22 protein-coding genes are annotated in these 26280 nt (G+C 71.6%); 15 read left to right on the top strand and 7 right to left on the bottom strand.

The window, feature by feature from the left end:
* The first annotated feature begins 74 nt into the window (after positions 1-74).
* The 5 genes from DEO23_RS08270 to DEO23_RS08250 all read left to right on the top strand — a co-directional run bounded on the left by DEO23_RS08270 (position 75) and on the right by DEO23_RS08250 (position 6337).
* The gene (locus DEO23_RS08270; protein ID WP_109275476.1) at positions 75-1334 is read left to right on the top strand and encodes a carboxylate--amine ligase; all 1260 of its coding nucleotides are present in this window, start codon (positions 75-77) and stop codon (positions 1332-1334) included.
* Positions 1335-1401: 67 nt separating this feature from the next.
* Positions 1402-2679: a carboxylate--amine ligase gene (locus DEO23_RS08265; protein ID WP_240613296.1), complete on the top strand. Its 1278-nt coding sequence runs from the start codon at positions 1402-1404 to the stop codon at positions 2677-2679.
* Between the two features lie 66 nt (positions 2680-2745).
* A complete protein-coding gene (locus DEO23_RS08260) occupies positions 2746-3228 on the top strand; it encodes a YbhB/YbcL family Raf kinase inhibitor-like protein (RefSeq protein WP_109275475.1) in 483 nt (160 codons plus the stop codon).
* A 513-nt stretch (positions 3229-3741) separates the two neighbouring features.
* On the top strand, positions 3742-5025 hold the full coding sequence (locus tag DEO23_RS08255) for a glycosyltransferase family 4 protein (RefSeq protein ID WP_109275474.1): 1284 nt from the start codon (positions 3742-3744) through the stop codon (positions 5023-5025).
* Between the two features lie 148 nt (positions 5026-5173).
* Positions 5174-6337 carry a glycosyltransferase family 4 protein gene (locus DEO23_RS08250; protein ID WP_205678899.1) on the top strand — a complete coding sequence of 388 codons (1164 nt, stop codon included), beginning with the start codon at positions 5174-5176 and terminating at the stop codon, positions 6335-6337.
* Here DEO23_RS08250 and DEO23_RS08245 read toward each other — a convergent pair.
* The 4 genes from DEO23_RS08245 to dnaK all read right to left on the bottom strand — a co-directional run bounded on the left by DEO23_RS08245 (position 6255) and on the right by dnaK (position 10615).
* Positions 6255-6632 carry a heat shock protein transcriptional repressor HspR gene (locus DEO23_RS08245; RefSeq protein WP_240613319.1) on the bottom strand — a complete coding sequence of 126 codons (378 nt, stop codon included), beginning with the start codon at positions 6630-6632 and terminating at the stop codon, positions 6255-6257. The two genes, DEO23_RS08250 and DEO23_RS08245, sit on opposite strands and share 83 nt — an antisense overlap.
* Positions 6633-6817: 185 nt before the next feature.
* On the bottom strand, positions 6818-7819 hold the full coding sequence (locus DEO23_RS08240; protein ID WP_109275471.1) for a DnaJ C-terminal domain-containing protein: 1002 nt from the start codon (positions 7817-7819) through the stop codon (positions 6818-6820).
* 229 nt (positions 7820-8048) lie between these two features.
* A complete protein-coding gene (locus DEO23_RS08235) occupies positions 8049-8750 on the bottom strand; it encodes a nucleotide exchange factor GrpE (protein WP_109275470.1) in 702 nt (233 codons plus the stop codon).
* Positions 8750-10615 (bottom strand): molecular chaperone DnaK, encoded by a 1866-nt coding sequence (dnaK, locus tag DEO23_RS08230; protein WP_109275469.1) that lies wholly within the window; start codon positions 10613-10615, stop codon positions 8750-8752. Before dnaK ends, DEO23_RS08235 begins: the two co-directional genes overlap by 1 nt.
* Before the next feature lie 248 nt (positions 10616-10863).
* On the opposite strand from dnaK, the gene DEO23_RS08225 reads away from it, so the two are divergent.
* From DEO23_RS08225 to DEO23_RS08195, 6 genes are all read left to right on the top strand, one after another.
* Positions 10864-11625, top strand: coding sequence for a hypothetical protein (locus DEO23_RS08225; RefSeq protein ID WP_109275468.1), 762 nt, complete (start codon positions 10864-10866; stop codon positions 11623-11625).
* Positions 11626-12258: 633 nt separating this feature from the next.
* Complete coding sequence (locus tag DEO23_RS08215; protein ID WP_109275467.1) at positions 12259-13776, top strand: MmgE/PrpD family protein; 1518 nt, start codon at positions 12259-12261, stop codon at positions 13774-13776.
* The gene (prpB, locus tag DEO23_RS08210) at positions 13776-14699 is read left to right on the top strand and encodes a methylisocitrate lyase (protein ID WP_109275466.1); all 924 of its coding nucleotides are present in this window, start codon (positions 13776-13778) and stop codon (positions 14697-14699) included. Before DEO23_RS08215 ends, prpB begins: the two co-directional genes overlap by 1 nt.
* The gene (locus tag DEO23_RS08205) at positions 14696-15928 is read left to right on the top strand and encodes a bifunctional 2-methylcitrate synthase/citrate synthase (protein WP_109275465.1); all 1233 of its coding nucleotides are present in this window, start codon (positions 14696-14698) and stop codon (positions 15926-15928) included. Before prpB ends, DEO23_RS08205 begins: the two co-directional genes overlap by 4 nt.
* Entirely contained in the window at positions 15925-16989 is a 1065-nt protein-coding gene (locus tag DEO23_RS08200) for an FAD-dependent monooxygenase (protein WP_240613295.1), read from the top strand. Before DEO23_RS08205 ends, DEO23_RS08200 begins: the two co-directional genes overlap by 4 nt.
* A 108-nt stretch (positions 16990-17097) precedes the next feature.
* Positions 17098-18033 carry an aldo/keto reductase gene (locus DEO23_RS08195; RefSeq protein ID WP_109275464.1) on the top strand — a complete coding sequence of 312 codons (936 nt, stop codon included), beginning with the start codon at positions 17098-17100 and terminating at the stop codon, positions 18031-18033.
* On the opposite strand, the gene DEO23_RS08190 is transcribed toward DEO23_RS08195, so the two are convergent.
* Positions 18023-18610, bottom strand: a complete 588-nt coding sequence (locus DEO23_RS08190) for a DUF2087 domain-containing protein (protein WP_109275463.1) — start codon at positions 18608-18610, stop codon at positions 18023-18025. The genes DEO23_RS08195 and DEO23_RS08190 overlap by 11 nt on opposite strands.
* 291 nt (positions 18611-18901) lie before the next feature.
* Here DEO23_RS08190 and DEO23_RS08185 point away from each other — a divergent pair, with 291 nt between their 5' ends.
* Positions 18902-19192, top strand: coding sequence for a hypothetical protein (locus DEO23_RS08185; RefSeq protein WP_109275462.1), 291 nt, complete (start codon positions 18902-18904; stop codon positions 19190-19192).
* A gap of 61 nt (positions 19193-19253) precedes the next feature.
* Here DEO23_RS08185 and DEO23_RS08180 read toward each other — a convergent pair whose 3' ends face one another.
* Positions 19254-19856, bottom strand: a complete 603-nt coding sequence (locus DEO23_RS08180; RefSeq protein WP_109275461.1) for a class I SAM-dependent methyltransferase — start codon at positions 19854-19856, stop codon at positions 19254-19256.
* A 166-nt stretch (positions 19857-20022) separates the two neighbouring features.
* On the opposite strand from DEO23_RS08180, the gene DEO23_RS16370 reads away from it, so the two are divergent.
* Complete coding sequence (locus DEO23_RS16370; protein WP_240613294.1) at positions 20023-22056, top strand: glycosyltransferase; 2034 nt, start codon at positions 20023-20025, stop codon at positions 22054-22056.
* Positions 22057-22060: 4 nt separating this feature from the next.
* Here the strand turns inward: DEO23_RS16370 and DEO23_RS08165 are convergent, their stop codons facing one another.
* Entirely contained in the window at positions 22061-23146 is a 1086-nt protein-coding gene (locus DEO23_RS08165; protein ID WP_240613293.1) for an ADP-ribosylglycohydrolase family protein, read from the bottom strand.
* A 132-nt stretch (positions 23147-23278) separates the two neighbouring features.
* Here DEO23_RS08165 and DEO23_RS08160 point away from each other — a divergent pair, with 132 nt between their 5' ends.
* Together DEO23_RS08160 and DEO23_RS08155 are read left to right on the top strand one after the other, a co-directional pair.
* Positions 23279-24106, top strand: coding sequence for a hypothetical protein (locus DEO23_RS08160; RefSeq protein WP_109275460.1), 828 nt, complete (start codon positions 23279-23281; stop codon positions 24104-24106).
* Between the two features lie 109 nt (positions 24107-24215).
* Positions 24216-26279 (top strand): M13 family metallopeptidase, encoded by a 2064-nt coding sequence (locus tag DEO23_RS08155; RefSeq protein WP_109275459.1) that lies wholly within the window; start codon positions 24216-24218, stop codon positions 26277-26279.
* Position 26280 lies beyond the last annotated feature (1 nt).

Genomic DNA, 26280 nt, shown 5'->3' with positions numbered 1-26280 from the left:
GGGATTGCGCACGGGCCGGCGAGGCCCCGGCGAGGCTGACCGGCACGCAGGCCGGCCGTCGGTAGTATCGCGCCATGCCAACGTCCCCCCAGGCGGCCGATCCGGGATTCGACGTCGTCGTTCTCGGAGCGGGTCTGAACTCCCTGAACCTCACGATCGCCTTCCACCGCGAGTACGGGATCGTCTCCACCCTCGTGGTCCGTGTGCCGGTCGCGATGAACGAGCACACCGTGACCGCGCGCAGCATCGTCCTCGGCGGTGATGCGAGCGACGAGGAGATGCGCGACGTCCTGGTCGAGCTCGCCCACCAGCGTCCCGCGGGTCGTCCTGCGCTGCTGCTGTGCAACGCGGACTCGTTGATCGCGTTCATCGACACCCATCGCGAGGTGCTCGAGCAGCACTACCTGCTCTCGCAGATCGATGCCTCCCAGCTCGAGCGGCTCGCGGACAAGGCCGAGTTCCAGGAGGTCTGCACGTCCCTGGGCATCGCCACGCCTCCCACGGTCGTCGTGGACTTCTCCCGTGCCCGCGAGGCCGGGTGGGACGGCGAGGACCCGCTGCCGTGGAACTACCCGTGCGTCGGCAAGGCGGCGAACACGGCCGAGTACGGGCGCGTCTCCTTCCCGGGCAAGCGCAAGGTCTTCTTCCTCGAGAGCGAGGAGCAACGCCTGGAGCTGGTGCGCAACCTCCGTCAGGCCGGCTTCACCGGGCGCTTCCTGTTCCAGGATCTCGTCCCGGGTGACGACACGGCCCAGCGCTCGATCACGGCCTACCGCTCGAGCCGCGGACGGGTGACGCTGCTGTGCGCGGCGCAGGTCCTGCTGGGCGAGCACACGCCGGAGGCCCTGGGTCGCCCCGCGGCGATGATCACCGGGTCCCACCCCGAGCTGACTGCGGCCGCTGCCCGCTTCCTCGACGCCGTCGACTACGTGGGCTTCGCGAACTTCGACGTGAAGGTCGATCCGCGCACCGGGGAGCAGTGCTTCTTCGAGATCAATCCGCGGATCGGACGGAACAACTACTACGTCACGGCGGCCGGCGAGTCCGTGGCCCGCCACGTCGTCGAGGACCTCGTGCGCGGGGAGGACATCGAGCCGGTCACCGTCACCCGCCCGGTCCTGTACTCGATCCTCCCGGTGCGGCTGGTGCTGCGCTACATCCGGGATCCGCACCTGCGCGTCCGCGTGAAGGACGTCGCGCGCACGGCGCTGGCGAACCCCTTCCGATACCGTCCGGAGGGGCCCTGGATGCGCGCCTACGCGCACGCGTCCGGTCTGAACTTCGTGCGCAAGTACCTGCGGATCTACCCCCGCCCGACCGACACCGGGTTCTGATCCGCCGCTCACGCACCGGCCCCGACCGTCCCGCGCCCGCCGCGTCCACGCGCCCGAAGGAGACCCCTTGACCCTCGCCCCCGCCCGCGCTCGCGGACCCCACCAGCCCCGTGACGACTTCGACCTGGTCATGCTCGGCGGGGACATCGGCGTCTACGCACTGGCCCGCGCCTTCCACGAGCAGTACGGGACGATCTCGCACATCATCACCCGCAGCATCTCGGGTCCCATCGCGGACTCCCGGATCCTGACCGCCCAGGAGCTGGGTGCCTCTGCGAGCGAGGACGACCTCGCCGCGGCGCTGCTGCGCCACGGCCAGGAACGTGCGCGCAACCGCCCGGGCGTCCCCGCGATCGTGCTGGCGAACGCGGACTGGCTGATCGCCCTGCTGAGCAGCCGTCGCGCGCAGCTGGAGGAGTACTTCATCCTCCCCGTCCTCTCGGAGAGCACGCTGCGGGACGTCTCGGACAAGGCCACCTTCTCCGAGATCTGCGAGAGCATCGGCGTCAGCACCCCGCAGACCGTCGTGGTGGACTTCTCCGGCGAGGGACCGACGTCCGTTCCCGAGCTGCCCTTCGAGTACCCGGTCGTCGCGAAGACGGCGCGTTCCTCGGCCTACGCTCACATCGAGTTCGAGGGCAAGAAGAAGATCTTCCACCTGGCCGAGCCGAGCGAGCTCGAGGACCTGGTGTGCCGGCTGGACGCCGCGGGCTACGCCGACCGCTTCGTCGTGCAGGAGACCGTGCCGGGCGACGACACGGCGATGCGCTCGATCACCGCCTACGTCGACAGCACGGGCGAGGTCACCCTGCTGGGCGGCGCCAACGTCCTGCTCGAGGAGCACACCCCCGGTGCGCTCGGGAACCCCGCCGCCATGTACACCACCGACCCCGGGGAGATCGCCGAGCAGGCCGTGCGCTTCCTCGAGCACACCGGGTACCGCGGCTACGCGAACTTCGACGTCAAGGTCGATCCGCGCACCGGCGTCGCGAAGTTCTTCGAGGTGAACCCCCGCATCGGGCGCAACAACTACTACATGACCGCCTCCGGGGCGAACGTCGCCCGGGCGGTCGTGGCCGACGTGATCGACGAGGAGCGCATCGAGCGCCTGGTGCCGGACGAGGAGATCCTGTACTCGATCGTCCCGCGGACGCTGCTGTGGCGGTACGTCACCGATCCTGCGCTGCGGCGTCGGGTGCGACGGATCGGCGCCCGCACCACGGTGCACCCGCTGGCGTACCCACCCGAGGGCCTGCGCCGGCGCGCATACATCGCCGCCGCCACCGCGAACCAGGTCAAGAAGTTCCTGACCTACTACCCGAGGCCCTCGGCCGACGGCTTCTGAGGCCCCGCCAGATCCGGAGCCGTGAGGGATCGGCCTCGGCGAGGGGTATCCCGTAGCCTGACGAGCATGACCGAGAACGCGTTCACCGTCACCTCCCGCTCCACGCCCGACGGCTCCGTGGTCGCGAGCGACCAGCTCGCACCCGAGCTCGACGGCTCCTCGACCTCGCCCGACCTCAGCTGGTCCGGCGCCCCCGAGGGAACCCGCAGCTTCGCCGTGACCTGCTTCGATCCCGATGCCCCGACCGGCTCGGGCTTCTGGCACTGGGTCGCCTGGGACATCCCGGCCGAGACCACGTCCCTGCCGCTGGGGGTCTCCCGTGAGGACGACTCCCTGCAGCAGGCGGCGAACGACTTCGGGCGCCCCGGCTACGACGGGCCGAACCCTCCTGCGGGCGCGCCGCACCGCTACGTGTTCACCGTGCACGCGCTGCCCGTGGAGACCCTGGGCGCCGATCCCGCCGACCCGCACGTGGGGGCCCGCTTCGCGATCTTCACCCAGCAGCTCGCGAGCACCGAGCTGACCGCCACCTACCAGGTCGCCGAGTGAGACCGGAGGCCTCCGCCCGAGCGGCGGAGGCCTCCCACCGGGGGTCCGGCACAGGTGCGGGGTGGGGACAACCCGACACCGCACCCGCCTGCTGGCGGTATGTGCAGGGAACGTCCAGGCGCGAAGACTTGCCGCATGGCTCCTCGTAGCACGTCCCCAGGCAGCACGTCCCCTCGCAGCACGTCTCCCCTGCGCGCCGTTCCTCGCCGTCCGCTCGCTGTCGGCGACTCCCCCTCGAGTTCCGATGCCGGACCGCTCCCGGCCGCCTCGACGGCACCTGCCGGCAGTGCACCGGCCATGTGGCGCGAACCCGCTCGGCGTGTCCCCGCGCGCCGCGCTGCTGCGCCGCGACCTCACGCTATGGTCGGGAGCATGGAGCGCTCACGCACGCGCGGCCAGGGAGGCGAGACGACCGGCCCCGGGCCGGTTCTCGCCGAAAGATCATCCCTGGGGTGGACCCCCGGGGGACCTCCGGTTGACGGAACGACCGGCGCGTCGGCGCAGGATGGAGCCATGACACTGCTCGAGAGGACTGCTCCGGTGAGCCCCGTGCCCGCGGGCGCGGGTGGCGGGCGTCCGCTGAAGGTGCTGCTGACCACCGACTGGTGGGAGCCCGCGGTCAACGGTGTCGTCGCCTCGGTGACCACTCTCCGTCGTCAGCTCGAGGCTCTCGGCTGCGACGTGCGCGTGCTGACCCTCGCCCCGGGACTGCGCTCCTCGTGCTCCGGGAAGGTCTACCGGCTGGGATCGGTCTCGGCCTCGCTGTTCTACGCGAGCGCTCGCATCGGCACCATCCACCAGCGCCGGATCCTCGGGGCGATCACCCGCTGGAAGCCCGACGTCGTGCATTCGAACTGCGAGTTCACCACGCACGTCTGGGCCCGCCGCATCGCCCGCGACCTCGATGTGCCGCTCCTGCACACGTACCACACGATCTACGAGGACTACACGCACTACTACTCCCCCAGCCGCACCATGGGGCGCAAGGCCGTCGCCGGGTTCTCCCGCCGCCTGCTGGAGAGGACCGATGCGGTCATCGCGCCCACCCAGAAGGTCGCGGAGCTGCTCGAGGGGTACCGCGTGAGCCGTCCCGTGCACGTCATCCCCACCGGCCTCGACCTCGGCCGGTTCCGTCCGGCGCAGACCTCGGCCGAGGCCACCGACGCCGCTGCGCTGCGTGCATCGCTGGACATCGGTCCGCGCCAGAAGGTGCTGCTGAGCGTCTCGCGCCTGGCCAAGGAGAAGAACCTCGACCAGGTGATCCGGGACGTCGCCGTCGCCGACCGCGAGGACGCCGTGCTGGTCCTGGTCGGTGACGGCCCCTACCGCGAGCACCTCGAGGACCTCGTGGACGAGCTCGGCCTGCGCCACGCCGTGCGCTTTGTCGGCTCGGTCAGTCCGCACGAGGTACCGCGCTGGTACCGGATGGCCGACCTGTTCGTCTCCGCCTCGCGGTCCGAGACCCAGGGGCTCACCTACATCGAGGCCCTCGCCTGCGGTCTTCCGCTGCTGTGCCGCCGGGACGACTCGGTCGCCGGGGTCCTGGTGGACGGGCAGACGGGATACGCCGTGGAATCGACGCAGGAGTTCGGGGAGCGCCTGGCCGCGCTGCTGGACGACGACATCGCCCTCGAGCGGATGTCCCACCGCGCCCTGCAGCACGCGCGCCGAACCTGCGGCGCGGAGGCCTTCGGCGCCCGCGTCCTCGACGTCTACCGCGGTCTGCGGCGCGAGCGGATCACCCGCACCAGCGCCCCCGGTGCGCGCCGTCCCGCCGCTCCCCTGCTGAGCGTCTGAGGCCGCCATGGGGTCCGACCCGAGCAGCGTCCCCGACAGCGACAGTGGCAGCCCCGATCGCAGCGGTCCTGAGAGCAGCGGTCCCGCGAGCACCGGTCCCGAGAGCGCAGGGCAGACCCGTGCGTCCTCAGCGCGGCCGCGTCTGCGCGTGCTGATCCCCAAGGGGCTCGCCGCGCTGGCGGGACAGTCCGGGATCGGCGAGGCCATCCGGCACCAGCGCCGCGCCGTCGAGTCCCTGGGACACGAGGTCGTCACCTCGCCGTTCGCCGACTTCGACGTCGTCCATCTGAACACGCCCTTCCCCGACACCCCGCTGCTCGCCGCCTGGGCGCACCTGCGCCGGCGCCCGGTGATGATGTGGGCGCACTCGACCGAGGAGGACTTCCGGGACTCCTTCACGGGCGCGAACCGCATCGCACCATGGTTCCGCCGCTGGATCGCCTGGATCTACCGCCGCGGCGACGCCGTCATCACCCCGACGCCCTATGCGCAGGGCCTGATCTCCCGCCCCCGCTACGGGATCCGTCGGCCGATCCACGTGCTCTCCAACGGCGTGGACACCACGTTCTTCCGCCGCCGCGAGGGCGATGCCGCAGCACTCCGGGAGCGGCTGGGTCTCCCGGCCGATGCGCGCGTGGTGATGAGCGTCGGGCTGCAGATGGTGCGCAAGGGCATCCTCGAGTGGATCGAGGTCGCACGGGCGCTGCCCGAGGTCACGTTCGTCTGGTACGGGCGCACCGACCCGCGGCTGATCACCGAGGAGGTCTCCTCCGCGGTGGCGTCGGCCCCGAGCAACTGCCTGTTCCCCGGCTTCGTCGCCCCCGAGCAGCTTCGCGAGGCCTATGGCGGCGCCGACGCCTTCTGCTTCCTCACCAAGGAGGAGACCGAGGGGATCGTGCTGCTCGAGGCGCTCTCGTGCGAGGCCCCGGTGCTGCTGTCGGACATCCCCATCTACTCCGACTGGCTGCCCGACGGCGAGGTCGTCCACAAGGTCGCGGTCCCGCCCGCGAAGGCCGTCGGCAGCAAGACCCCCGGCGCTGCGCACGTCCGCGGCCAGGCCGCGGAACGCATCGCGGGGCGTCTGCGCTCCCTGCTGGACGGGGAGCTCACGGACCTCTCGGCTGCGGGCCGACGGGCCGCCGAGGCCGTGGACATGCACGAGGTCGCCGCGTCCCTGCAGGGGATCTACGAGGCCGAGCGGGTCACGGAGGGCACGAAGAGTACGGGGATCAGCGCCCGCCGCCGGGCCTCCACAGCACCATCGCTCCGCTCTCCCCACGGGCAGGACGCTGGCCGCGCCGCAGAGCGCTGACGCGGCCCGCGCTGTCGGCCGTGAAGACCCGCGAGGTGCTCGCGGCCTCGATGCCGCCCATGGCCTCGATGGTCTCGCGCACGGAGCGCAGCTGCGAGCTGAGCGAGGCGACCTCGTCCTGCAGCGCGAGGATCCGTTTGATGCCCGCGAGGTTGATGCCCTCCTCCTGGGAGAGCCTCTGGACCTCACGGAGCTTGGCGACGTCGCGCGCGCTGTAGCGGCGGCCGCGCCCGGAGGTGCGGCGCGGGGAGACCAGGCCGATGCGGTCGTACTGGCGCAGCGTCTGGGGGTGCATCCCCGCCAGCTCGGCGGCGATGGAGATGACGAACACCGGGGCGTGCTCGTCGATGTGGTGCGTGGGGACCACTGCTCTCGCCTCTCTCCTGCTGCTGGTGACGTCGCCGGGGCCCGCGCGGACCGGCCCCGGACAGTCCGGCCCGGGCGGGTCCCGGAGACGGGCCGATCCGGGGTCGGCGCGGGTCAGCCCTGCGCGGCTGCGGCCAGACCCGCGCGCGGATCCTCGTCGCCGAGTGCGTCCCGCAGGGCCTCGACGGCCTCGCGGGTCTTCTCGTCGAGCTTCTCGGGAACGGCGACCTCGATCTTCACACGAAGGTCGCCCGTGCGCTTGGTCGTCCTCAGGCCCTTGCCCTTGACCCGCAGCGTACGGCCCGAGGGGGTGCCGGCGGGGACCTTGAGCTTGACCGTGCCGCCGTCGAACAGGGGGACCTCGATCCGGGTGCCCAGGGCTGCTTCGTCGAAGCGGACGGGGACGGTGATGTGCAGGTCCGCGCCGTCGGCCGACCACACCGGGTCGCTCGCGACGTCGAGGGTCAGCATCAGGTCGCCGGGCTTGCCGCCGTTCATCCCGGGCCTGCCCTTGCCGCGCAGACGGATCTTCTGGCCGTCGTGGACGCCGGCGGGGATCCGGGTGGTGACGGTGCGTCCGCCGACGTCGAGGGTGGCCTCGGTGCCCGTGGCCGCGTCGCGGAAGCTCAGACGCAGGTGCGCCGAGAGGTTCTCGCCGGGGGCCTCGGTCGCGTAGCCGCCGCGTCCGAAGCCGGCGCCGCCGCCCCCGAAGGGGGCACCGCCCCCGCCGCCGAACATCCGCAGCAGATCCTCCATGTCGACGTTCTGCTGGCCGCCGCCCCCGAAGGAGGTGCGTCCGCCGCCGCCGAACATCGAGCCGAACATGTCCTCGAAGCCGCCGCCTCCGCCGCCGGAGCCGGGGGCGAACCGGGCGCCGCCCGCGCCCATCGCGCGGATCGCGTCGTACTGCTCGCGCTGCTCGTCGTCGCTGAGGACGGAGTAGGCCTCGCCGACCTCCTTGAAGCGGTCCTCGGCCTTGGGGTCGTCGGGGTGACGGTCGGGGTGCAGGTCGCGTGCCTTCTTGCGGTACGCCTTCTTGATCTCCTGCGCGCTCGCGTCCTTCGAGACGCCGAGGGCCGCGTAGAAGTCCTTCTCGAGCCAGTCCTGCTGGGACATCAAGCGCCTCCTTTCGGGGAGCGTCGGTCCGTATGTCGGTATGTCTGTATGTCTGTATGTCTGGGGGGGGGATGCCCGGTCGCGAGTGGGCGGCCCGGGTATCGAGGGCGGATCGGCGGCGGGCCGGCGCGGAAGGTCTCCGCACCGGCCCGTCGCGCCGGAGATCCGGCCCGTGGTCGGGTCGGTCCGCGCTGCTCGAGCGGGGACCGACCCGGTCAGTCGGCGAGGGTCACTGGGGGCCCTCGGTGCCCACGCGGGCGGGGCGCAGCACGCGCTCCCCGACCTTGTAGCCCGGCTGCATGACGAGCTTGACGGTGTTGACCTCGACCGCGTCGGAGTCCTCGTGCATGAGGGCCTCGTGCAGGCTCGGGTCGAACACGTCGCCCACCTCGCCGTAGCGCTCGAGACCCTGGCCGCGCAGGACGTCCTCGAGCTTGGCGGCGATCGAGTGGAACGGGGTCCCCTCGGCGATGTCACCGTGCTGGCGGCCCAGCTCGATGTCGTCGAGCACGCCGATCAGGCTGGCCAGGACACGCTCGGTGGCGGCCTGCTTCTCGACCTGGGCGGTGTTCTCGATGCGTCGGCGGGAGTTCACGTACTCGGCCTGGGAGCGCTTGAGCTCCTCACCGAGGTCGTTCACCTGCTGCTCGAGCTCGGCGATGCGGCTGCTCTCGCCCGAGGCATCCTCGGAGGGGGCGCCGGAGGCATCCCCGTCCTGCTGCGACTGCTCGTAGAGCGCCGCCGCCTCGGCATCGAGCGGGTCCGTGCCCTCGCCTGCCGCCTCGCTCGCGCCGGCCTGGTCCGAGGGACGGACGCTGCCGTCCTCCGGATCCACCCTGCGCCGGTCGGTGAAGGAGAACCCCGCCTCGGCCTGGTCCCCGTCGCGGCCGTCCTGGCCCTCGGGATCCGGCGTCTGCTGGTTCTCGGTCATCACTTCTTCTCCTCGTCCTCGTCGTCCACGATCTCGGCGTCCACGACGTCGTCATCGTCCGACGACGCGGCGCCGTCCGCACCGGCCTCGCCCGCGGCCTGGCCGTCCTCACCCTGCTGGGAGTAGATGGCGGTGCCCACGGCCTGCAGGGCCTCGTTGAGGGAGTCGCGCTTGGCCTCGAGGTCCTCGGTGGAGGCCTCCTCGTTGGCCAGCAGGTCCTTACCCTCCTTGATGGCGTCCTCGGCCTTGGTGCGGTCGGACTCGGAGATCTTGTCCTCGTTGTCCTTCAGCAGCTTCTCGCCCTGGTAGACGAGCTGCTCGAGGGTGTTGCGGGCGTCGGAGTTCTTCCGGCGCTCCTCGTCCTCGGCCGCGTGGGCCTCGGCGTCCTTGACCATCTGGTCGATGTCCTCCTCGGAAAGGGCGGACCCGCCGGTGATCTGGATGGACTGCTCGTTGCCGGTGCCACGGTCCTTGGCGCTGACGTGCACGATGCCGTTGGAGTCGATGTCGAAGGTGACCTCGATCTGCGGGATGCCACGGGGCGCCGGCGCGATGCCGGTCAGCTCGAAGGTGCCCAGCATCTTGTTGTCGCGGGTGAACTGACGCTCGCCCTGGAACACCTGGATGGCGACCGACGGCTGGTTGTCCTCGGCGGTGGAGAACACCTCGGAGGCGCGCGTCGGGATGGCCGCGTTGCGCTCGATGAGCTTGGTCATCCGCCCGCCCTTGGTCTCGATGCCGAGGCTCAGGGGGGTGACGTCCATGAGGAGCACGTCCTTGCGGTCGCCGGTGAGCACGGCGGCCTGCAGGGCGGCGCCCACGGCGACGACCTCATCGGGGTTCACGCCCTTGTTGGGCTCCTTGTTGGTCAGCGACTTCACGAGCTCCGAGACGGCCGGCATACGGGTCGAGCCGCCCACGAGGACCACGTGGTCGATGTCGGAGACCGAGATGCCGGCGTCCTTGATGACCTGGTGGAAGGGAGCCTTGGTGCGCTCGAGCAGATCCGAGGTCATGTCCTCGAAGTGGGAGCGGGTGAGCTTCTCGTCCAGGTGCAGCGGACCGTTGTCGGTCATCGAGAGGTACTGCAGCGAGATGTTCGTGCTCGAGGAGGAGGAGAGCTCCTTCTTGGCCTGCTCCGCGGCCTCCTTGAGACGCTGCAGGGCGATGCGGTCCTTGCTGAGATCCACGCCGTCCTTGGACTTCACCTGCTGGATCAGCCAGTCGACGACCTTCTGGTCCCAGTCGTCGCCGCCCAGGCGGTTGTCGCCCGCGGTGGCCTGGACCTGGATTGCCGCGCCGTCCTCGTCCTTGCTCACCTCGAGCAGGGAGACGTCGAAGGTGCCGCCGCCGAGGTCGAAGACGAGGATCTGCTCGTCGTCCTTGCCCTTCTCCAGCCCGTAGGCGAGGGCCGCGGCCGTGGGCTCGTTGATGATGCGCAGGACGTTCAGACCGGCGACCTGGCCGGCGTCCTTGGTCGCCTGGCGCTCGGAGTCGTTGAAGTAGGCGGGGACGGTGACGACGGCGTCGGTCACGGTCTCGCCGAGGTAGGACTCCGCGTCACGCTTGAGCTTGCCCAGGATGCGGGCCGAGATCTCCTGCGGGGTGTACTTCTTGTCATCGATGTCGGTGCTCCAGTCGGTGCCCATGTGGCGCTTGACCGACGAGATGGTGCGGTCCACGTTGGTGACCGCCTGGCGCTTGGCGACCTCGCCCACGAGGACCTCTCCCTGCTTGGAGAAGGCCACGACGGACGGGGTGGTGCGCATGCCCTCCGCGTTCGCGATCACGGTGGGCTGGCCGCCCTCGATCACCGAGACGCAGGAGTTGGTGGTTCCGAGGTCGATTCCGACGACACGGGACATGGGTGCCTGCCTTTCTGCGGCACGGAGCCGCAAGCGATTGCGATCCGCCGGCGGCGCCGACGGGAAGATCTGAGTCGTACGGACTCAAGTAGAGATCCGCGACGCAGGACTGTCAAACCCTGCTGCAGCAAACTTGAGTACACATGACTCAACTACGGCGGAGTCAGGTTCATTCCCGCTGGCGAGTGATGTGTAGCAGGTCACGGAGAACCTCGGTGGCGAGCCCCTGCGTGCCATACCCTCGCGGGGTGCCCCAGCTCCCCTCCCCGCTCCAGCGTCCCGACGACCACACCGACGCGCCGCCGGACTCCAGCCGCTTCCAGCGCCTGGACGGCGCCGCGGTGCGACGTTCGGCGCAGTCGCTGCAGCAGCGCATCAGCTCCCGCTTCCCCGACCGCACGCTCTGGGAGGTGTGCGGCGAGGTCGTCGGGATCGTCGACGAGATCAACACCGGTTCCGGGATCAGCCGGCGCCGCGTCCGCGCGGCGCGCGTGCTCTCGCGCCTTGGCATGCTGCTGGTCGCGATCTTCCTGGGCGGGGCGGTCGCCCTCGCGGTCATCCAGGTCGCCACCTCCCCCGGCGCCGTCGGCCCGCTGGATCTGCTGCCGTTGATCGAGACGATCGTCAACGACCTGGTGTTCGGCGGCATCGCCGTGTTCTTCCTGTACTCGGTGCCCGAGCGGATGGAGCGTGCGCGGGTGCTGCGGATCCTGCACCGTCTGCGCTCGCTCGCGCACGTGATCGACATGCACCAGCTCACCAAGGTGCCCGAACGCCTCGAGCGCGGCTCCCGCGAGCAGGGCGGAATGGACCTGGACCGCGCGGACCTGACCCGCTACCTCGACTTCTGCACCGAGATGCTGTCGCTGGTGGGCAAGAGCGGCGCCCTGTTCGCCGAGGACACGACCGACGGGGACGTGCTGGACGCTGTCCAGGGCATCGAGGCCCTCACCTCGGACATGGCCCGCAAGGTGTGGCAGAAGATCGGGATCATCCAGCAGCAGGCCTGAGGGCTCGGGTGCGGTGCCGCCTGCTCCGAATGTCGCAGCCGAGTCCTAGAGTTCCTCGCATGAGGCGATTCACGGACGAGGACCTCCAGGGCGCGGAATTCCGCGAATGCGACCTCAGCGATGCCCGCTTGGTCGGCGTGGTCATGCGGGACGCGGTGATCGACGGGCTCGTCACGAATCTCGTCGTGAACGGGGTCGAGGTCATGGAGTACGTCGAGGCCGAGCTCGATCGTCGCTACCCGGCACGCCGTCTGATCCGTTCCGAGGATCCGGTCGAGCTCCGTCGAGGATGGCAGCTCCTACGCGCCGACTGGGCGATGACGGTGGCTCGCGTGCGTGAATCCCCCGGGCTCGAGAACGAGAGCGTGAATGACGAGTGGTCGACGCTGCAGACGCTGCGTCACCTGGTCTTCGTCCATGACTCGTGGTTCCGACGGTGCTGCCTCGGCGATGAGGGCACATTCACCCCACTGGGCCTCGCCATCGACGGCGTGCACGCCGAGGAGCAGGGGGCACGGCGCGGACGGGGTGGAGCGGCGAGGGCTCCGTATGGGGTATACACGGGGGAACCGCTGCTGACGTCGGTCTCGGCCCTCGCAGCGGCGCACTCGCCCCGTCGCACGAGAGGACCGCATGCACGACATCGACGTCCGCGTCCACCGCTCCGAGGAGAACCTGCCGCGCCAGGAGCAGCTGGCCTGGCAGATCGCCGAGGTCGCCACCGATCCGGTCGGGGTCGAGCCGGCCGTGGCCGAGATGATCATCAATCGGATCATCGACAACGCCTCGGTCGCGCTCGCCTCCCTCACCCGGGCGCCGATCGCCTCCGCGCGCGCCCAGGCGCTCAGCCACCCGGTCTCTCGCGGTGGCTCCGGCGCCGGGCTCTACGGGGTCCGGGAGCGCACCTCGCCGGAATGGGCAGCATGGGCCAACGGGGTCGCCGTGCGCGAGCTCGACTTCCACGACACCTTCCTGGCCGCCGAGTACTCCCACCCCGGTGACAACATCCCGCCGATCCTCGCGGTCGCGGAGCACACCGGGGCCTCGGGCGCCGACCTGATCCGCGGGATCGCGACCGGCTACGAGGTGCAGGTCGACCTGGTGCGGGCGATCAGCCTGCACGCCCACAAGATCGACCACGTCGCGCACCTGGGGCCGTCGGCCGCGGCGGGCATCGGCACCCTGCTGGGCCTCGACGCCGAGACCATCTTCCAGGCCGTCGGCCAGGCCCTGCACACCACCACCGCGACCCGGCAGTCCCGCAAGGGCGAGATTTCCACCTGGAAGGCGCACGCCCCGGCCTTCGCCGGGAAGATGGCGGTGGAGGCCGTGGACCGCGCGATGCGGGGGCAGACCTCCCCGGTCCCGATCTACGAGGGCGAGGACGGCGTGATCGCCTGGCTGCTCGACGGCCCGGACGCCCGCTACACCGTCTCCCTCCCCTCGCCCGGCGAGGCGAAGCGGGCGATCCTGGACACCTTCACCAAGGAGCACTCCGCCGAGTACCAGGCGCAGGCCTGGATCGACCTCGCGCGGCGGCTGCACGAGACCCACCCCGAGGTCACCGATCCCGAGGCCGTCGAGTCGATCCTGATCCGCACCTCCCACCACACCCACTACGTGATCGGCTCCGGCGCCGATGACCCCCAGAAGTACGATCCGCGCGCCTCCCGGGAGACCCTGGACCACTCGATCCCCTACATCTTCACCGTCGCCCTGCAGGACGGGCGCTGGCACCACGTGGACTCCTACGCCCCCGAGCGCGCCGCCCGTGCGGACACCGTGGCCCTGTGGCACAAGGTCACCACCACCGAGGACCCCGAGTGGACCCGTCGCTACCACTCCCTGGACCTCACCGAGAAGGCCTTCGGCGGCGCCGTGGTCATCACCATGGCCGACGGCACCGTGATCGAGGACGAAATCGCCGTGGCAGACGCCCACCCCCAGGGTGCCAGGCCCTTCGCCCGGGAGCAGTACGTCGAGAAGTTCCGCGCGCTCTCGGCCGGGGTGATCGAGGACGCCGAGGCGGAGCGCTTCCTGACCGACGTCCAGCAGCTCGCCGAGCTCCCTGCCGGCGAGCTCGAGCGCCTGGGCATCCTCGCCGCCGACGGGGTCATCGACCCGTCGGCCGGACCGAAGGGACTGTTCTGATGCTCTACTCCACGAGGACCCCCTCCCAGAAGCGACAGGACCTGCGCTCGCTGCTGAGGCCGGGCGCGGCCGTGCAGTTCCCGGGCGCCTTCACACCGCTGTCGACCCGCCTGATCCAGGAGCACGGCTTCTCGGGGATCTACCTCTCCGGAGCCGTGATCGCCAACGAGCTGGGACTGCCGGACATCGGCCTCACCACGCTCACCGAGGTCGCCCAGCGCGGCCGCCAGATCGCCCGCTCCACGGACCTGCCCTGCCTGATCGACGCCGACACCGGCTTCGGCGAGCCCATGAACGTGGCCCGCACGATCCAGGAGCTCGAGGACGCGGGGCTGGCCGGATGCCACATCGAGGACCAGGTGAACCCCAAGCGCTGCGGGCACCTCGACGGCAAGGCGGTCGTGGACGACGACACCGCCGCCCAGCGGATCCGCGCGGCCGCCGACGCCCGGCGCGATGGGGACTTCCTGGTCATGGCGCGCACCGACCTGCGGGCCGGAGCCGGCCTGCCGGCGGCGATCGACCGCATGAAGATGCTCGTCGACGCCGGCGCCGATGCGATCTTCCCCGAGGCGATGGCCGACCTCTCCGAGTTCGAGGCCGTGTGCGAGGCGCTGGACGTGCCCGTGCTCGCGAACATGACGGAGTTCGGGAAGTCGGCGCTGTTCACCCGGGACCAGCTCGCCGACGCCGGCGTCGCGATGGTGATCTACCCCGTCACGCTGCTGCGCACGGCGATGGGAGCGATCGATAACGTGCTCGGGACCATCAGCGCCGAGGGCTCCCAGGCACCGCACGTCGACGAGATGCTCACCCGCTCCCGGCTCTACGAGCTCGTCGACTACGAGGACTACAACCGCTTCGACACCGGGATCTTCGACTTCGAGGTCCCCACCGCCCACCAGGACAGGAGCGAGTCATGACCGAGAAGCAGCAGGACGCCCAGCACACCCGGGACACGCAGGACACGCAGGACCCGCAGAACGACGGCGGCTCCGGCGCGGAGGAGACCCCGGAGATCCACCGGGGACTCGCCGGCGTCGTCACCGACGTCACCCAGGTCTCGAAGGTCAATCCCGAGACCAACTCCCTGCTCTACCGCGGCTACCCCGTCCCCCAGCTCGCGGCGAGCCAGCCCTTCGAGGCCGTCGCCCACCTGCTGTGGATCGGGGAGCTGCCCACCGAGCAGGAACTCGAGGACGCCGTCGCCCACGAGCGCTCGCACCGCGACCTCGCCCCGCAGGTCAAGGACGCCCTGGACTCCCTGCCCGTGGACTGCCACCCGATGGACTCGGTGCGCACGGCCGTCTCCGTGCTCGGCGCCCTGGATCCTGCTGCCGAGGACGACTCCCCCGAGGCCGAGCTCGAGAAGTCCCGGCGTCTGCTCTCGCAGCTGCCCGCCGTCGTCGCCTACGAGCAGCGGCGCCGCCGAGCCGGCGGGCCGACCGACCCGATCGCCCCACGCGAGGACCTCGACCACGCCCAGAACCTGCTGTGGATGACCTTCGGGGAGGAGGCGGCACCCGAGGTCGTCGACGCCTTCCGCGTCTCGATGGTGCTCTACGCCGAGCACTCCTTCAACGCCTCGACCTTCACCGCCCGCGTCATCACCTCGACCCTCGCGGACCTGCACTCGGCTGTCGTCGGCGCGATCGGCGCCCTCAAGGGACCGCTCCACGGCGGCGCCAACGAGGCCGTGATGAACACCTTCGACGAGATCGGGATCCGCCCCGAGGAGTCGGCCGACGAGGCCCGATCCCGGGCGAAGGCCTGGATGGACGACGCGCTCGCCCAGAAGAAGAAGGTGATGGGCTTCGGGCACCGCGTCTACAAGAACGGCGACTCGCGCGTGCCCACGATGAAGCAGGCCCTGGACGCGATGATCGAGCACTTCGAGCGCCCCGAGATCCTGGGCCTGTACGACGGTCTCGAGCTGTCGATGGAGGAGGCGAAGGACATCAAGCCCAACCTCGACTACCCCGCGGGGCCGACGTACCACCTGATGGGCTTCGACACCGAGATGTTCACGCCGCTGTTCATCGTCTCCCGGATCACCGGCTGGACGGCGCACATCATGGAGCAGCGCGCGGCCAACGCCCTGATCCGGCCGCTCTCGGAGTACGTCGGACCGGAGGAGAGGCCCGTGCCGTGAGAGCCCGCCCGCGCCTGCACCGGGTCCTGCGGATCCGTGTGCTGGGCGCCGGGATCGCGGGCACCGCGGCGGCGGGTCTGCTCGCCGCCGCGGGCCACGACGTCGAGCTGGTCGACGAGCGCTTCGCGCTGCCGAGCGTGGGGACCTCGCTCGCCCTGTTCCCGCCCGCGCAGCGTGTGCTCGAGCGCCTGGGCGTCCTCGAGACGGTGCGCGAGCGGTCGACGGCGCCACGAGAAGGGCTGCTGGTCGGCCTCGAGGGTCGTGTGCTGGCCCGCATCCCCTCGGGCCGTGCCCTGCTGACGCCGCGTACGCACGTGCTCTCCTGCCTGCTCGATTCCCTGCCGCCGACGGTGCGGCGTCGCACCGAGACGATCCGCGACGTGCGACCACTGCGCGAGGACGTCGACGTGCTGGTCGGGGCCGACGGCGTGCACTCGCCGACCCGTCTCTCCGGCTGGGGCGAGCGGGCGGCCGCCCGCACCCACGGCGTGACCATCCTGCGCGGGACCCTCCAGGAGACCCCGCCGGAGATCTCGGAGACCTGGGGCGGGCCCTGGCTTTTCGGCATCACGCCGCTGCCCGGGGGCGGCACCAACTGGTTCGCCTCGATCCCCGAGCATCGCGAGCCCGACCGTGCCGGGGACCTCGCGCACCTGCGGGAGGTGCTCGGCGGCGTGCGCGCACCGATCGATGCGGTCCTGTCCGCGGCCGATCCCGCCCGCACCCTCGTGCACGGCCTCGCCACCGTGCCGCGGATCCGGCCCGTGCACGAGAACGTGGTGCTGATCGGCGACGCCGCCCACGCGATGGCCCCGAACCTGGGGCACGCCGCGAACACCGCGCTGCAGGACGCCGACGCCCTCTCCCGCGCCCTGTCGCGGACCGATTCCGTGGCGGAGGGTCTGAGGGCCTACACCACCACGCGCCACCTCCCCGACCAGGCCTGGCGCCTGGGCTCGCGGGCGATGATGGTCCTCGGCTCGGCCGATCGCACCGCCCCCGCGCGCGATGCGGTGCTGGGTGCTCTGGGACGGATGACCCGGCCCCCGTCCAGGACCTGAGCCCAGCCGTCGTTCCCTGGCCCATGTCAGGACTTCGTCCTAGGGTCGGGAGCCCGGGCCGCCCGCCTGGACGGTCCCCGCACGGACGACCCCGAACAGGAGATGCGCATGACTCTCGACCTCACCGGTTCCCTGCCCCTCGCACTCGGGGGCAACACCTTCGGCTGGACCAGCGACGAGGAGGAATCCTTCGCCGTGCTCGATGCCTTCCTCGCCGCGGGCGGGCGACACATCGACACGGCCGACGTCTACTCGGCCTGGGCCCCGGGCAACGACGGCGGCGTCTCCGAGCGCGTCATCGGGCGCTGGCTCGCCGACCGCGGCACGCGCGATCAGGTGGTGCTGGCGACCAAGGTCGGCGCGCTCGAGTCCCGCAAGGGCCTCGCGCGCGAGAACGTCGAGGCCGCGCTCGAGGAGTCCCTCGAGCGCCTGGGCACAGACCACGTGGACCTCTACTACGCCCACTTCGACGACGACTCCCAGTCCCCCGCGGAGCTCGCCCGGACCTTCGACGCGCTCGTGCGCGCCGGGAAGGTGCGAGAGATCGGCCTGTCCAACCTGAGCCCCGCCCGTCAGCTCGCCTACATCGAGGCCGCCCAGGCGGAGGGGCTCACGCTGCCCTCGGCCATCCAGGTGCAGTACTCCCTCGCGCATCGGGCGGACGTCGAGTCGGGGTACGGGCAGATCGCCCGGGACCACGATCTCGCTCTGCTGAGCTACTTCTCGCTCGCCGCGGGTCTGCTGACCGGCAAGTACCGCGGGCCCGAGGACCTCAGCGGTGCGGCGCGCAGCGGGCAGCTCGAGGGGTACGCGACCACGGAGGGCTTCGCGCTCGTGGACACCCTGGTCACGGTCGCCGAGCGCCACGAGGTCGAGCCGACCTCCGCGGCGCTGGCCTGGCTGCGGGCCAAGGGCGTCTCGGCGCCCGTCGCCTCCGCCCGCACCACCGAGCAGCTGCCCGCCCTGATCGACGGCGTGCGTCTGGAGCTCGACGAGAAGGACGTGGCGGAACTCGATGCGGCCTCCGCGCCGTTCACGAGCTGAGGTCGGCGCTCTCCCCGATCCGGCCGATCTGGCCGTCGAGGAAACGTGGCAGCCACACGGCCTCCCAGTCGGTGACCTCCTGGGCCATGTTGCCCTCGCGCAGCGGCAGCTCCTGCGCGGTCCAGTACGTCCCGACGCCGTCGCGCTCGAGGTATCCGTAGTCCACGAGCTCGCGGCGCAGGAAGGCGACGTCCTCGTGGATCGGGCGCAGGATGTCACCCACCTGGGCCTCGGTGTACGACTCCCCGGGGGCGAAGCGGGCGAGCAGCTCGAGGAGGACGGCGAGTCGTGTCTTGCGCTTGGCCGGGATGCTCAGCAGGTGACCGTCGCGCAGGAAGGGTCGGATGAGCTTCTCGTGCCGGGCGCGGGCCGCTCGGGGATCCGGGGCCTGCGCGTCGGCCGAGGCCGATGTGTCCGCCGGTACCGGCGCGCCGGCCGATGCCGGCGCGTCGACCGTCAGCCGGTCGGGATCCGTCGCGTCGCGGGCGAGCAGGGCGGCGCGGGCCGCCGTGTAGTTCTCACCGGTGCTCTCCATGCGGGCGCGGACGAGCTTCTTGAGGTCGGAGGAGCGGGTCATCGGGTCACCTCTGCCGCGTGACATCCCCAGCCTGTCTCGGCGGCACGATGCGTCGACGACGATCTGTCCTTACTCACTGCGATCCGAGGATCTGCTCCCCTTCGCCATCGGGCGCGGACTGGGGCCGACGCCGGGCTGGGCGGTGGATCACCGCCGCGCACAGCGTATCCGATCCGCGCGCGATCAGGGCGTCGTCCGCCCGCGAGCAGCGCGTCGCCCCGAATGTCCGTCCGCTCTCCTAGCCTTCGAGCACCGTCCCGTCGGCAGCGCCGGTCTCGTCGAGGAGGAGCCATGGACATCGCCAGTCGCCGCATCCGGCTCGAACGCGAGCGCATCCGCTCGGATCTCCTGAGCAGGGCGCCGGCTCTCGAGCGTCGGCTGACGGAGACCTCTTCGGGGTCGCTCGTGGCATCGGTGCCCGGCGGCGACGCGATCGAGGTCGGCAGGTTGCCCGTCGGTGGCGCGACCTCGTGGGTGGTGGTCGAGCGGCGAGGGAGCCGCATCAGGGTCCTGCCGTGTCGGAGCGCCCGTCAGGTCGTCGACACGGTTCTCAGCGGGCTGCGTGCGGTGCACGCCGCGTGAGAGGCCCGCCCCGGCGGGAACTCTCGGGCGTGGCGCTCAGCTGCACCTCGCCGGCGCGCTCTCAGCTGAGCCGGCGGGCGAGCGTCGAGATGACGTGCCAGTGCTTCTTGGAGGAGGTGTAGGAGCGGCCGTCCTCGTTGCGGACCTCGCGGTCCAGGACCCGGAAGCCGCGGAACATCTCGCCGATCTCCTGGGCGCTGCGGGTCGCGATGTCCTCGCGCTCGGCCCACGTGTCGGACTCACCGAACAGGTCCACGGCCATGACGCCGCCGATCTTCAGGGCCGAGGTGAGGCGCGGCCAGATCTCGCTCAGCCCCTCGGGGCCGAGCATCGGCAGCGCGTAGGCGGAGTAGACGACGTCCGCCGCGGGGAATTCCTCGACGTCGCGCGCATCCATGTGGTGGAAGTTGATGCGCCCGGTCATGCGCTCGTTCTCCACCAGACGCTGGGTCAGCGTGTCGTCGATGTCGTAGGCGTGGACGGTCCAACCGCGGCGCGCGAACTCGAGGGCGTCGGCTCCACCGCCGGCACCGATCTCGATCGCCACCCGACCCGGACCGTCGCCTCCCGCAGCGTGGATGGCTTGCGCCACGACCCGCCGGGCGGGACGCGCCGCAGCACTGGCGTTGTACGCATGCCAGTCGATCGTGGGGGCGGTGTCCATGCAGTTCAGCGTAACGATGTCAGTACAGCATTCAATGTTTTGGAGGTGTGGGGCACATCGGTTTCGTCACCAGCGAACATCACGACGCCTCACAGGGCCTCCCGCGCTCCGTGCGTCACACACCACGAGCCCCGCCGCGCGCCCCGGCACTCCTAGGATGAGCGACATGCCCACCACGCCGCTGCGCCTCCTCGCCGTCTCGCTGCACACGTCACCGCTCGCAGTGCCCGGCAGCGCAGACGCCGGTGGCATGAACGTGGTGGTGCTCGAGGAGGCCCGGGCGCTGGCGGCGGCCGGCCACCAGGTCGACATCGTCACCCGGCGCGCCGACCCCGACGCCCCCGCGATCCAGCAGGTCGCCCCGCGCCTGCGGCAGATCCTGCTGGCGGGCGGTCCCGCCGCTCCGCTCGCCAAGAGTGCGATGGAGCAGGCGATCGAGCCGTTCTCCGCCGACCTCGAACGACTCGTGGAGGACGCCGAGCACGCCGGGGAGCCCTACGACCTGATCCACGCCCATCACTGGTTCAGCGGGGTCGCGGCCCTCCCCGTCGCCCGTCGTCACCAGCTGCCCCACCTGCAGTCCTTCCACTCCGTCGCTGCACCGGAGGGTGAGGTCTCCCTCGGCGCCGGGGAGCCGGCGGAGTCCGCGGGAAGGATCCCCGGCGAGCGCCGGGCCGCCCGGGAGTCCCAGCTGGTAATCGCGGTGTCCAGGGCCGAGGCGCGCACCATCACCGAGCGTTACGGGGTGCCGGCCGACCAGGTCCTCGTGGTCCCGCCCGGTGTCGACACTGAGCGTTTCCGCCCCTCCACGCTGCCGACCGACGAACGGCTGAGCGATCCCGTGCTGCTGTTCGCCGCCCGTCTGCAGCCGCTCAAGGCACCCGATCTCGCCCTCGAGGTGCTCTCCCGGCTCGATCCCGAGATCTCCGCCCGGTTGCTGCTGGTGGGCGCCGCCTCCGAGGACTTCGCCCCGTACCGCCGGGAGCTGGAGTCCGCGGCCGAGGGGCTGGGCCTGGCCGACCGGGTCGAGTTCGCGGGGTCCATGGACCAGGACCAGCTGGCCGACCGGATGCGGGAGGCTGCGATGCTGGTGCTCCCCAGCTGGTCGGAGACCTTCGGTCTGGTCGCTCTGGAGGCCCAGTCCAGCGGCACCCCCGTGATCGCCTGGGAGTCCGCGGGCGGGGTGCGCGAGGCCGTCGGCCCGGGCAGTCGCCTGATCTCGAGCCGCGACGCCGACGTCTGGGCGGAGTCCGTCGAGTCCCTGATCGCCGACGCCGAGAAGTTCCAGGAGGCCTCCCGCGCCGCGCGGGCCTTCGCCGAGTCCCGCACCTGGCAGGCCTGCGCGCATCACCTCGAGCAGATCTACGTCGCCGCGGTGGGGACCGGCGCCGGCCGGCGCTCCCCCGTGGAGCCCTGGCACCTGGTGCGCACCGCGAGCACGGTGCTGGCCGTCCACGCCCATCCGGACGACGAATCGCTCTCGACGGGAGCCCTGCTCGCGGACCTCTCGGCCCGCGGGATCCGCGTGGTCGTGGTGACGGCGACCCGCGGTGAGGAGGGCGAGATCGTGCCGGGCAGCGTCGCGGAGGACGCGACGACTCCTCTCGAGGAGATCCGCGGCCTGGAGGTGCGCCGCGCCCTGGCGGCGCTCGGCGTCCACACGCACCATCTGCTCGGCGAGGCCCCGGCCCTGGAGGAGGGCGCCTCCCCGCGCCGCTACCGCGACTCCGGGATGCAGTGGGTCGGCGAAGGCGTCGCGGGCCCCTCGGACACGGCAGGCCCGACGAGCTTCACGCATCTGCCGGAGGACCAGGAGGTCGCGGACCTCTCGGCGCTGATCGCGCACGAGCGCCCCGACGTGGTCCTCGGCTACGACGACGAGGGCACCTACGGTCACCCCGATCATCTGCGAGCCCACACGGTCGCCGCAGCGGCGGCGAGGGCGCACGGTCTCCCCTTCATCGAGGTGTCGAGTGATCCGGATCCGGAGGCCGAGGTCGAGGGGCTCCCCTTCGCCTTCCGTGAGCAGCCGGGTTCCGCGAGGGCGCTCGAGGCGGCCCTGCGCTCCTACCGCACCCAGCTGACCGTCCTCGGTCCGCTCGAGGAGGGGCCGGGCGGGGTGCAGGTGCGCCACGTGGGCGGGCAGCTGCAGGACGTGCCGCTGCGGACGGGCCTGCGACTGCACGAGCCCGGCGAGTAGTCGCCTACTCGGGCTTGCGCGTGGGGATCTCGATCGGCGCCGTGCCTGCGGAGACCGGCGCGGGCCGGACCACGCGCTCGACGAGGTTCTCGAGCTCGGCGACCTCGTAGCCGGGCCACCCGAACAGCTCGCGTCGCCACTCGGGCGGCACGGCCTTCGGGCCCAGCGCCGCCCCGATCAGGGCGCCGGTGATGCACGCGACCGTGTCGGTGTCGTAGCCGGCGCGCACCGCCGAGGACAGGGCCGCGACCAGTGCCTCGCGGCGGGCGAAACGGTCCTCCGGGAGCGGCATCACCCGGTGCACGGCCGCCCAGGCCGCCTGGAACGCCGCGACCACCCAGCCGTTGCGCGGGAACTCGGCGGGCGAGGCCTGCTCGGCGTCCTCGATCCGTTCGCGCCACACGGCGCGGCGGTCCTCGGGGAGCCGGTCCAGGGCGATGCGCACGTCGATCTCCCCGGTGAGGATCGCGTGTCGCACGGCGAAGCCCCAGAGCACGCAGGCCTCGAGGGCGTCCGGGTGCACGTGCGTGAGCATGCACAGGGTGCGGATGCCGTCCTCGGTGTCGTCGTCGGAGGCATGCAGGTAGGGCAGGACGCTCGCGTGGGCGCGCATCAGGGCGGCGTTCCCGGCCACCAGTGGCAGTTCGCGGTTCGCGGAGGCGGCGGCCTCCTGCAGGTCCACCGCATGGGGCAGCGAACGCCCCGCCTCGCGCGCACCGTCGGCCGCGCGGCGCATGACCGTCGAGGTCAGGGCGCCGATGTCGGGGGTGCCCATCGACCACGAGTACCACTCGCGCGCGATCTGATCGAGGGCCGAGAGCGTCCGCAGGTCGTGGGTCCCCGGGGTCGAGGCCGCGGCCTCCAGCACCACGATCGCCATCGAGGTGTCGTCGGTCCACTCGGCCTCGCCCCAGTCCAGGACGCCGCCGCCGATCATGCCGACGTCCTCGCTGGCGGCGATCGGCCCCTGGAACTCGTAGGGAGCGCCGAGCGCGTCACCCGCTGCAGCAGCCACCACGGAACCGATGGCGCGCTCGAGCACGGCCTCGTCCGTTCTGCGGGCGTCGTCGCGGGGCAGGGGCTGGGTCACGGGGCCATGCTTCCACACCAGGTCGTGCGCGAGCCGTCGGACCGGCTCGATCCGGGCCCGCCCGAGCACGCGGTGGGGAGAACATCACACAGGCTGGGACGGATACAGTGGATCGTCTGCTGAAGGAGCTTCATGACCACCTCGTCCTCGCCCTCCCCCGCCGCGGATCCCGAGGCCCCCGGGGAGAACGCCGCGTGCGGAACGGACCCCCACGACCACACCGGGCACGATCACCCGCCCACCGGCGCCGACATCGTGACCTCGCTCGTGCGAGGCCTCTCGATCGTCTCGCTCGTGATCCCCGCCCTCGCGCTCGTGATGGTGCTCGCCGCGCTCGCGATCGCCCCCGCGACGCCGCTGCCGGCCGTCCTCGGACTCGCCCTGGGTGCCCTCCACCTCCTCGTGGTGGTGCTGACCAGTCTGTTCGTCACCAAGGTCCAGAGCCGCCTGGCGGTCAACCCCGGCCCGATGGCGGTCCGCTGCACGGTCGAGGAAGTGCTGCGGCTCGCGGCCGTGCTGCTCGCGGGGCTGCTGTGGCCCTTCGAACGACCCGGGCCGCTCGGCGTCTGGCTGGGCCTCGGGGCCGCCCTGGTGTGGCTCGCCCTCGCCACCGCGCAGACGGTCAGCGCCCGTCGCCGGATCGCCCGCCCCTCCCCGTGGGCGAGCGACGCCGTGGAGACCTTCCTCACCGAGAAGGTCGGGGTGCGCCGCTCGATGGTGCTGCGCGTGCTGGACGTCGCGGGCACCGCCTGCTTCCAGATCGGCGCGAGCGTCCTCATCGTGCTCTCGCCCGTGATGACCATCGGCACGATCGTGCTGTCGATCGCGAGCGGCCTGTCCACCCTGATCCTGCAGCGCCGCTCCCCCGGCGAGCGCGTCCGCACGGCGTGGGCCTACGCGCCCTTCGCCCTGGGCGTCCTCACCCTCGCCCTGGCGGTGCTGGGGCTCGTCTCCCTCTGACGCCGACGGGGCCGAGGGCCGCAGGGTCCACGGCGCCCCGGCAACCGCCCCGGCACCCCGTGCCGGCCCGCACCCGGCACACACAGCTCTCCCCGACGAAGGAGTCACCATGACCGACGCCACGCCCTCCGCCCCGACCCCCGGCACGCGCTCGGGCCTGGACCGCAGCGGCGTCGCCCCGGGCATCCGCGTCCAGGACGACCTGTTCGGTCACGTCAACGGCGCCTGGCTCGACTCCTACGAGATCCCGGCCGATCGCGCCTCCGACGGGGAGTTCCGCCGGCTGCGGGACCTCTCGGAGCAGCGTGTGCGGGAGATCGTCGAGGAGATAGCGGCCGACGACCAGCTCGATCCCGACACCGACCGTGGCCGGGTGGGGCTCCTGTACCGCCAGTTCATGGACGAGGACGCGGTCGAGAGCGTCGGCGGCGCACCGCTCGAACCGCTGCTGGCGCAGGTCACCGCGACCGCCTCCCTCGAGGATCTCGTCACCCTGCTGGCCGCCCCGACCTCGGGCACGAGCCCGCTGGTCGCGTACGTGTGGACCGATGACGACGACTCCTCCCGCTACCAGGTGAAGGTCCATCAGGCCGGGCTCGGCCTGCCCGACGAGTCCTACTACCGCGAGGAGGCCTACGCGCCGATCCGCGAGGCCTACGAGGCCCATCTCGCGCGCCTCGCCGAGCTCGCCGATCTTCCCGGCCGCGACGGCCTCGTGCCCGGTGACGCCGCGGCGCAGGCCCGCGCCGTCATGGACTTCGAGACGCGGCTGGCGGCCTGCCACGTGGACGTGGTGCGTCTGCGCGACAGCGAGAAGTCCAACAACCCGATGGACGCGGGCCGGCGCGAGGCCCTGGCCCCGACCTTCCCCTGGGACGCCTTCGAGGCCGGGTCCGGGGCCCCCGAGGGCGCCTTCGACGTGGTGTGCGTCAGCCAGCCCGAGTACGTCGAGGCGGTGGCCCCGCTGCTGGCGGCCGAGGACCTCGCCGTGCTGCGCACCTGGGCCGCCCTGCACACCGTCTCCGCCGCGGCCCCCTACCTCTCGAGTGCGTTCGTCGAGGCCGACTTCGACTTCTCCGGGCGGGTGCTCTCGGGCGCGGAGCAGCTGCGCGAGCGCTGGAAGCGCGGCATCTCGCTGGTCGAGGGCGCCGTCGGCTTCGCCGTCGGACAGGAGTACGTGGCCCGCCACTTCCCGCCCGAGCACAAGCAGACGATGCAGGACCTGGTGGCAGAGCTGCTGGAGGCGTACCGCTCCTCGATCCGCGAGCTGCCCTGGATGACCCCGGCGACCCGTGAGAAGGCCTTGGCGAAGCTGGAGCTGTTCACCCCGAAGATCGCCTACCCCGACACCTGGCGCACCTACGAGGGGCTCACGCTGGATCCGCAGGACCTGCTCGCCTCGGTGCTCGCGGCCCGCGAGCACGACGCCGCCCATGACTTCGCGAAGCTCGGCGGCCCGGTGGACCCCGACGAGTGGCACATGACGCCGCAGACGGTCAACGCCTACTACAACCCCGGCGCGAACGAGATCGTCTTCCCCGCCGCCATCCTCGAACCGCCCTTCTTCGACGCGAACGCCGAGGCGGCCGTGAACTTCGGCGGGATCGGCGCCGTCATCGGCCACGAGATCGGGCACGGCTTCGACGACCAGGGCAGCAAGTACGACGGCCACGGCAACCTGCGCTCGTGGTGGACCGACGAGGACCGCGACGCGTTCGAGACCCGCACCACGGCTCTGATCGGCCAGTTCGACCGGCTCACCCCGAGGGTGCTGCAGGACGCCGCCGCGGGCGAGGACGCCGCCGGTGCCGACGTGGCCGAGGGCGGCGAGCCGCCCCACGTGAACGGCTCCTTCACCATCGGCGAGAACATCGGCGACCTGGGCGGCCTCACCATCGCCATCAAGGCCTACCTCGCCCAGACAGGCGGGCAGCCCCCGGAGCTCGACGGAGTGAGCGGCCTGCAGCGGATCTTCTGGTCCTGGGCGACCGTGTGGCGCTCGAAGTCCCGCGCGCAGGAGGCCGCGCGCCTGCTGGCGATCGACCCGCACTCCCCCGCGGAGTTCCGCTGCAACGCGATCGCGAGCAACCTCGATGCCTTCCACGAGGCCTTCGACGTGCGCGAGGGCGACGGGATGTACCGGGCGCCGCAGGAGCGCGTCAGCATCTGGTGAG

This window comes from Brachybacterium endophyticum (genome assembly GCF_003130585.1).
Taxonomy (GTDB): domain Bacteria; phylum Actinomycetota; class Actinomycetes; order Actinomycetales; family Dermabacteraceae; genus Brachybacterium; species Brachybacterium endophyticum.
The sequence above is the reverse complement of the archived record's forward strand: the minus strand, read 5'-3'. Positions and strand labels throughout refer to the sequence as shown.

What these genes read in the sequence shown, in the direction of transcription:
- DEO23_RS16370 (WP_240613294.1), top strand. Translation starts at nt 20,023, where the DNA reads ATGCCCACCACGCCGCTGCGCCTCCTCGCCGTCTCGCTGCACACGTCA.
- DEO23_RS08260 (WP_109275475.1), top strand. Translation starts at nt 2,746, where the DNA reads ATGACCGAGAACGCGTTCACCGTCACCTCCCGCTCCACGCCCGACGGC.
- DEO23_RS08205 (WP_109275465.1), top strand. Translation starts at nt 14,696, where the DNA reads ATGACCGAGAAGCAGCAGGACGCCCAGCACACCCGGGACACGCAGGAC.
- DEO23_RS08195 (WP_109275464.1), top strand. Translation starts at nt 17,098, where the DNA reads ATGACTCTCGACCTCACCGGTTCCCTGCCCCTCGCACTCGGGGGCAAC.
- DEO23_RS08155 (WP_109275459.1), top strand. Translation starts at nt 24,216, where the DNA reads ATGACCGACGCCACGCCCTCCGCCCCGACCCCCGGCACGCGCTCGGGC.
- DEO23_RS08180 (WP_109275461.1), bottom strand. Translation starts at nt 19,856, where the DNA reads ATGGACACCGCCCCCACGATCGACTGGCATGCGTACAACGCCAGTGCT.
- DEO23_RS08215 (WP_109275467.1), top strand. Translation starts at nt 12,259, where the DNA reads ATGCACGACATCGACGTCCGCGTCCACCGCTCCGAGGAGAACCTGCCG.
- DEO23_RS08185 (WP_109275462.1), top strand. Translation starts at nt 18,902, where the DNA reads ATGGACATCGCCAGTCGCCGCATCCGGCTCGAACGCGAGCGCATCCGC.
- DEO23_RS08270 (WP_109275476.1), top strand. Translation starts at nt 75, where the DNA reads ATGCCAACGTCCCCCCAGGCGGCCGATCCGGGATTCGACGTCGTCGTT.
- prpB (WP_109275466.1), top strand. Translation starts at nt 13,776, where the DNA reads ATGCTCTACTCCACGAGGACCCCCTCCCAGAAGCGACAGGACCTGCGC.
- DEO23_RS08190 (WP_109275463.1), bottom strand. Translation starts at nt 18,610, where the DNA reads ATGACCCGCTCCTCCGACCTCAAGAAGCTCGTCCGCGCCCGCATGGAG.
- DEO23_RS08240 (WP_109275471.1), bottom strand. Translation starts at nt 7,819, where the DNA reads ATGTCCCAGCAGGACTGGCTCGAGAAGGACTTCTACGCGGCCCTCGGC.
- DEO23_RS08255 (WP_109275474.1), top strand. Translation starts at nt 3,742, where the DNA reads ATGACACTGCTCGAGAGGACTGCTCCGGTGAGCCCCGTGCCCGCGGGC.
- DEO23_RS08245 (WP_240613319.1), bottom strand. Translation starts at nt 6,632, where the DNA reads ATGCACCCCCAGACGCTGCGCCAGTACGACCGCATCGGCCTGGTCTCC.
- DEO23_RS08160 (WP_109275460.1), top strand. Translation starts at nt 23,279, where the DNA reads ATGACCACCTCGTCCTCGCCCTCCCCCGCCGCGGATCCCGAGGCCCCC.
- dnaK (WP_109275469.1), bottom strand. Translation starts at nt 10,615, where the DNA reads ATGTCCCGTGTCGTCGGAATCGACCTCGGAACCACCAACTCCTGCGTC.
- DEO23_RS08235 (WP_109275470.1), bottom strand. Translation starts at nt 8,750, where the DNA reads ATGACCGAGAACCAGCAGACGCCGGATCCCGAGGGCCAGGACGGCCGC.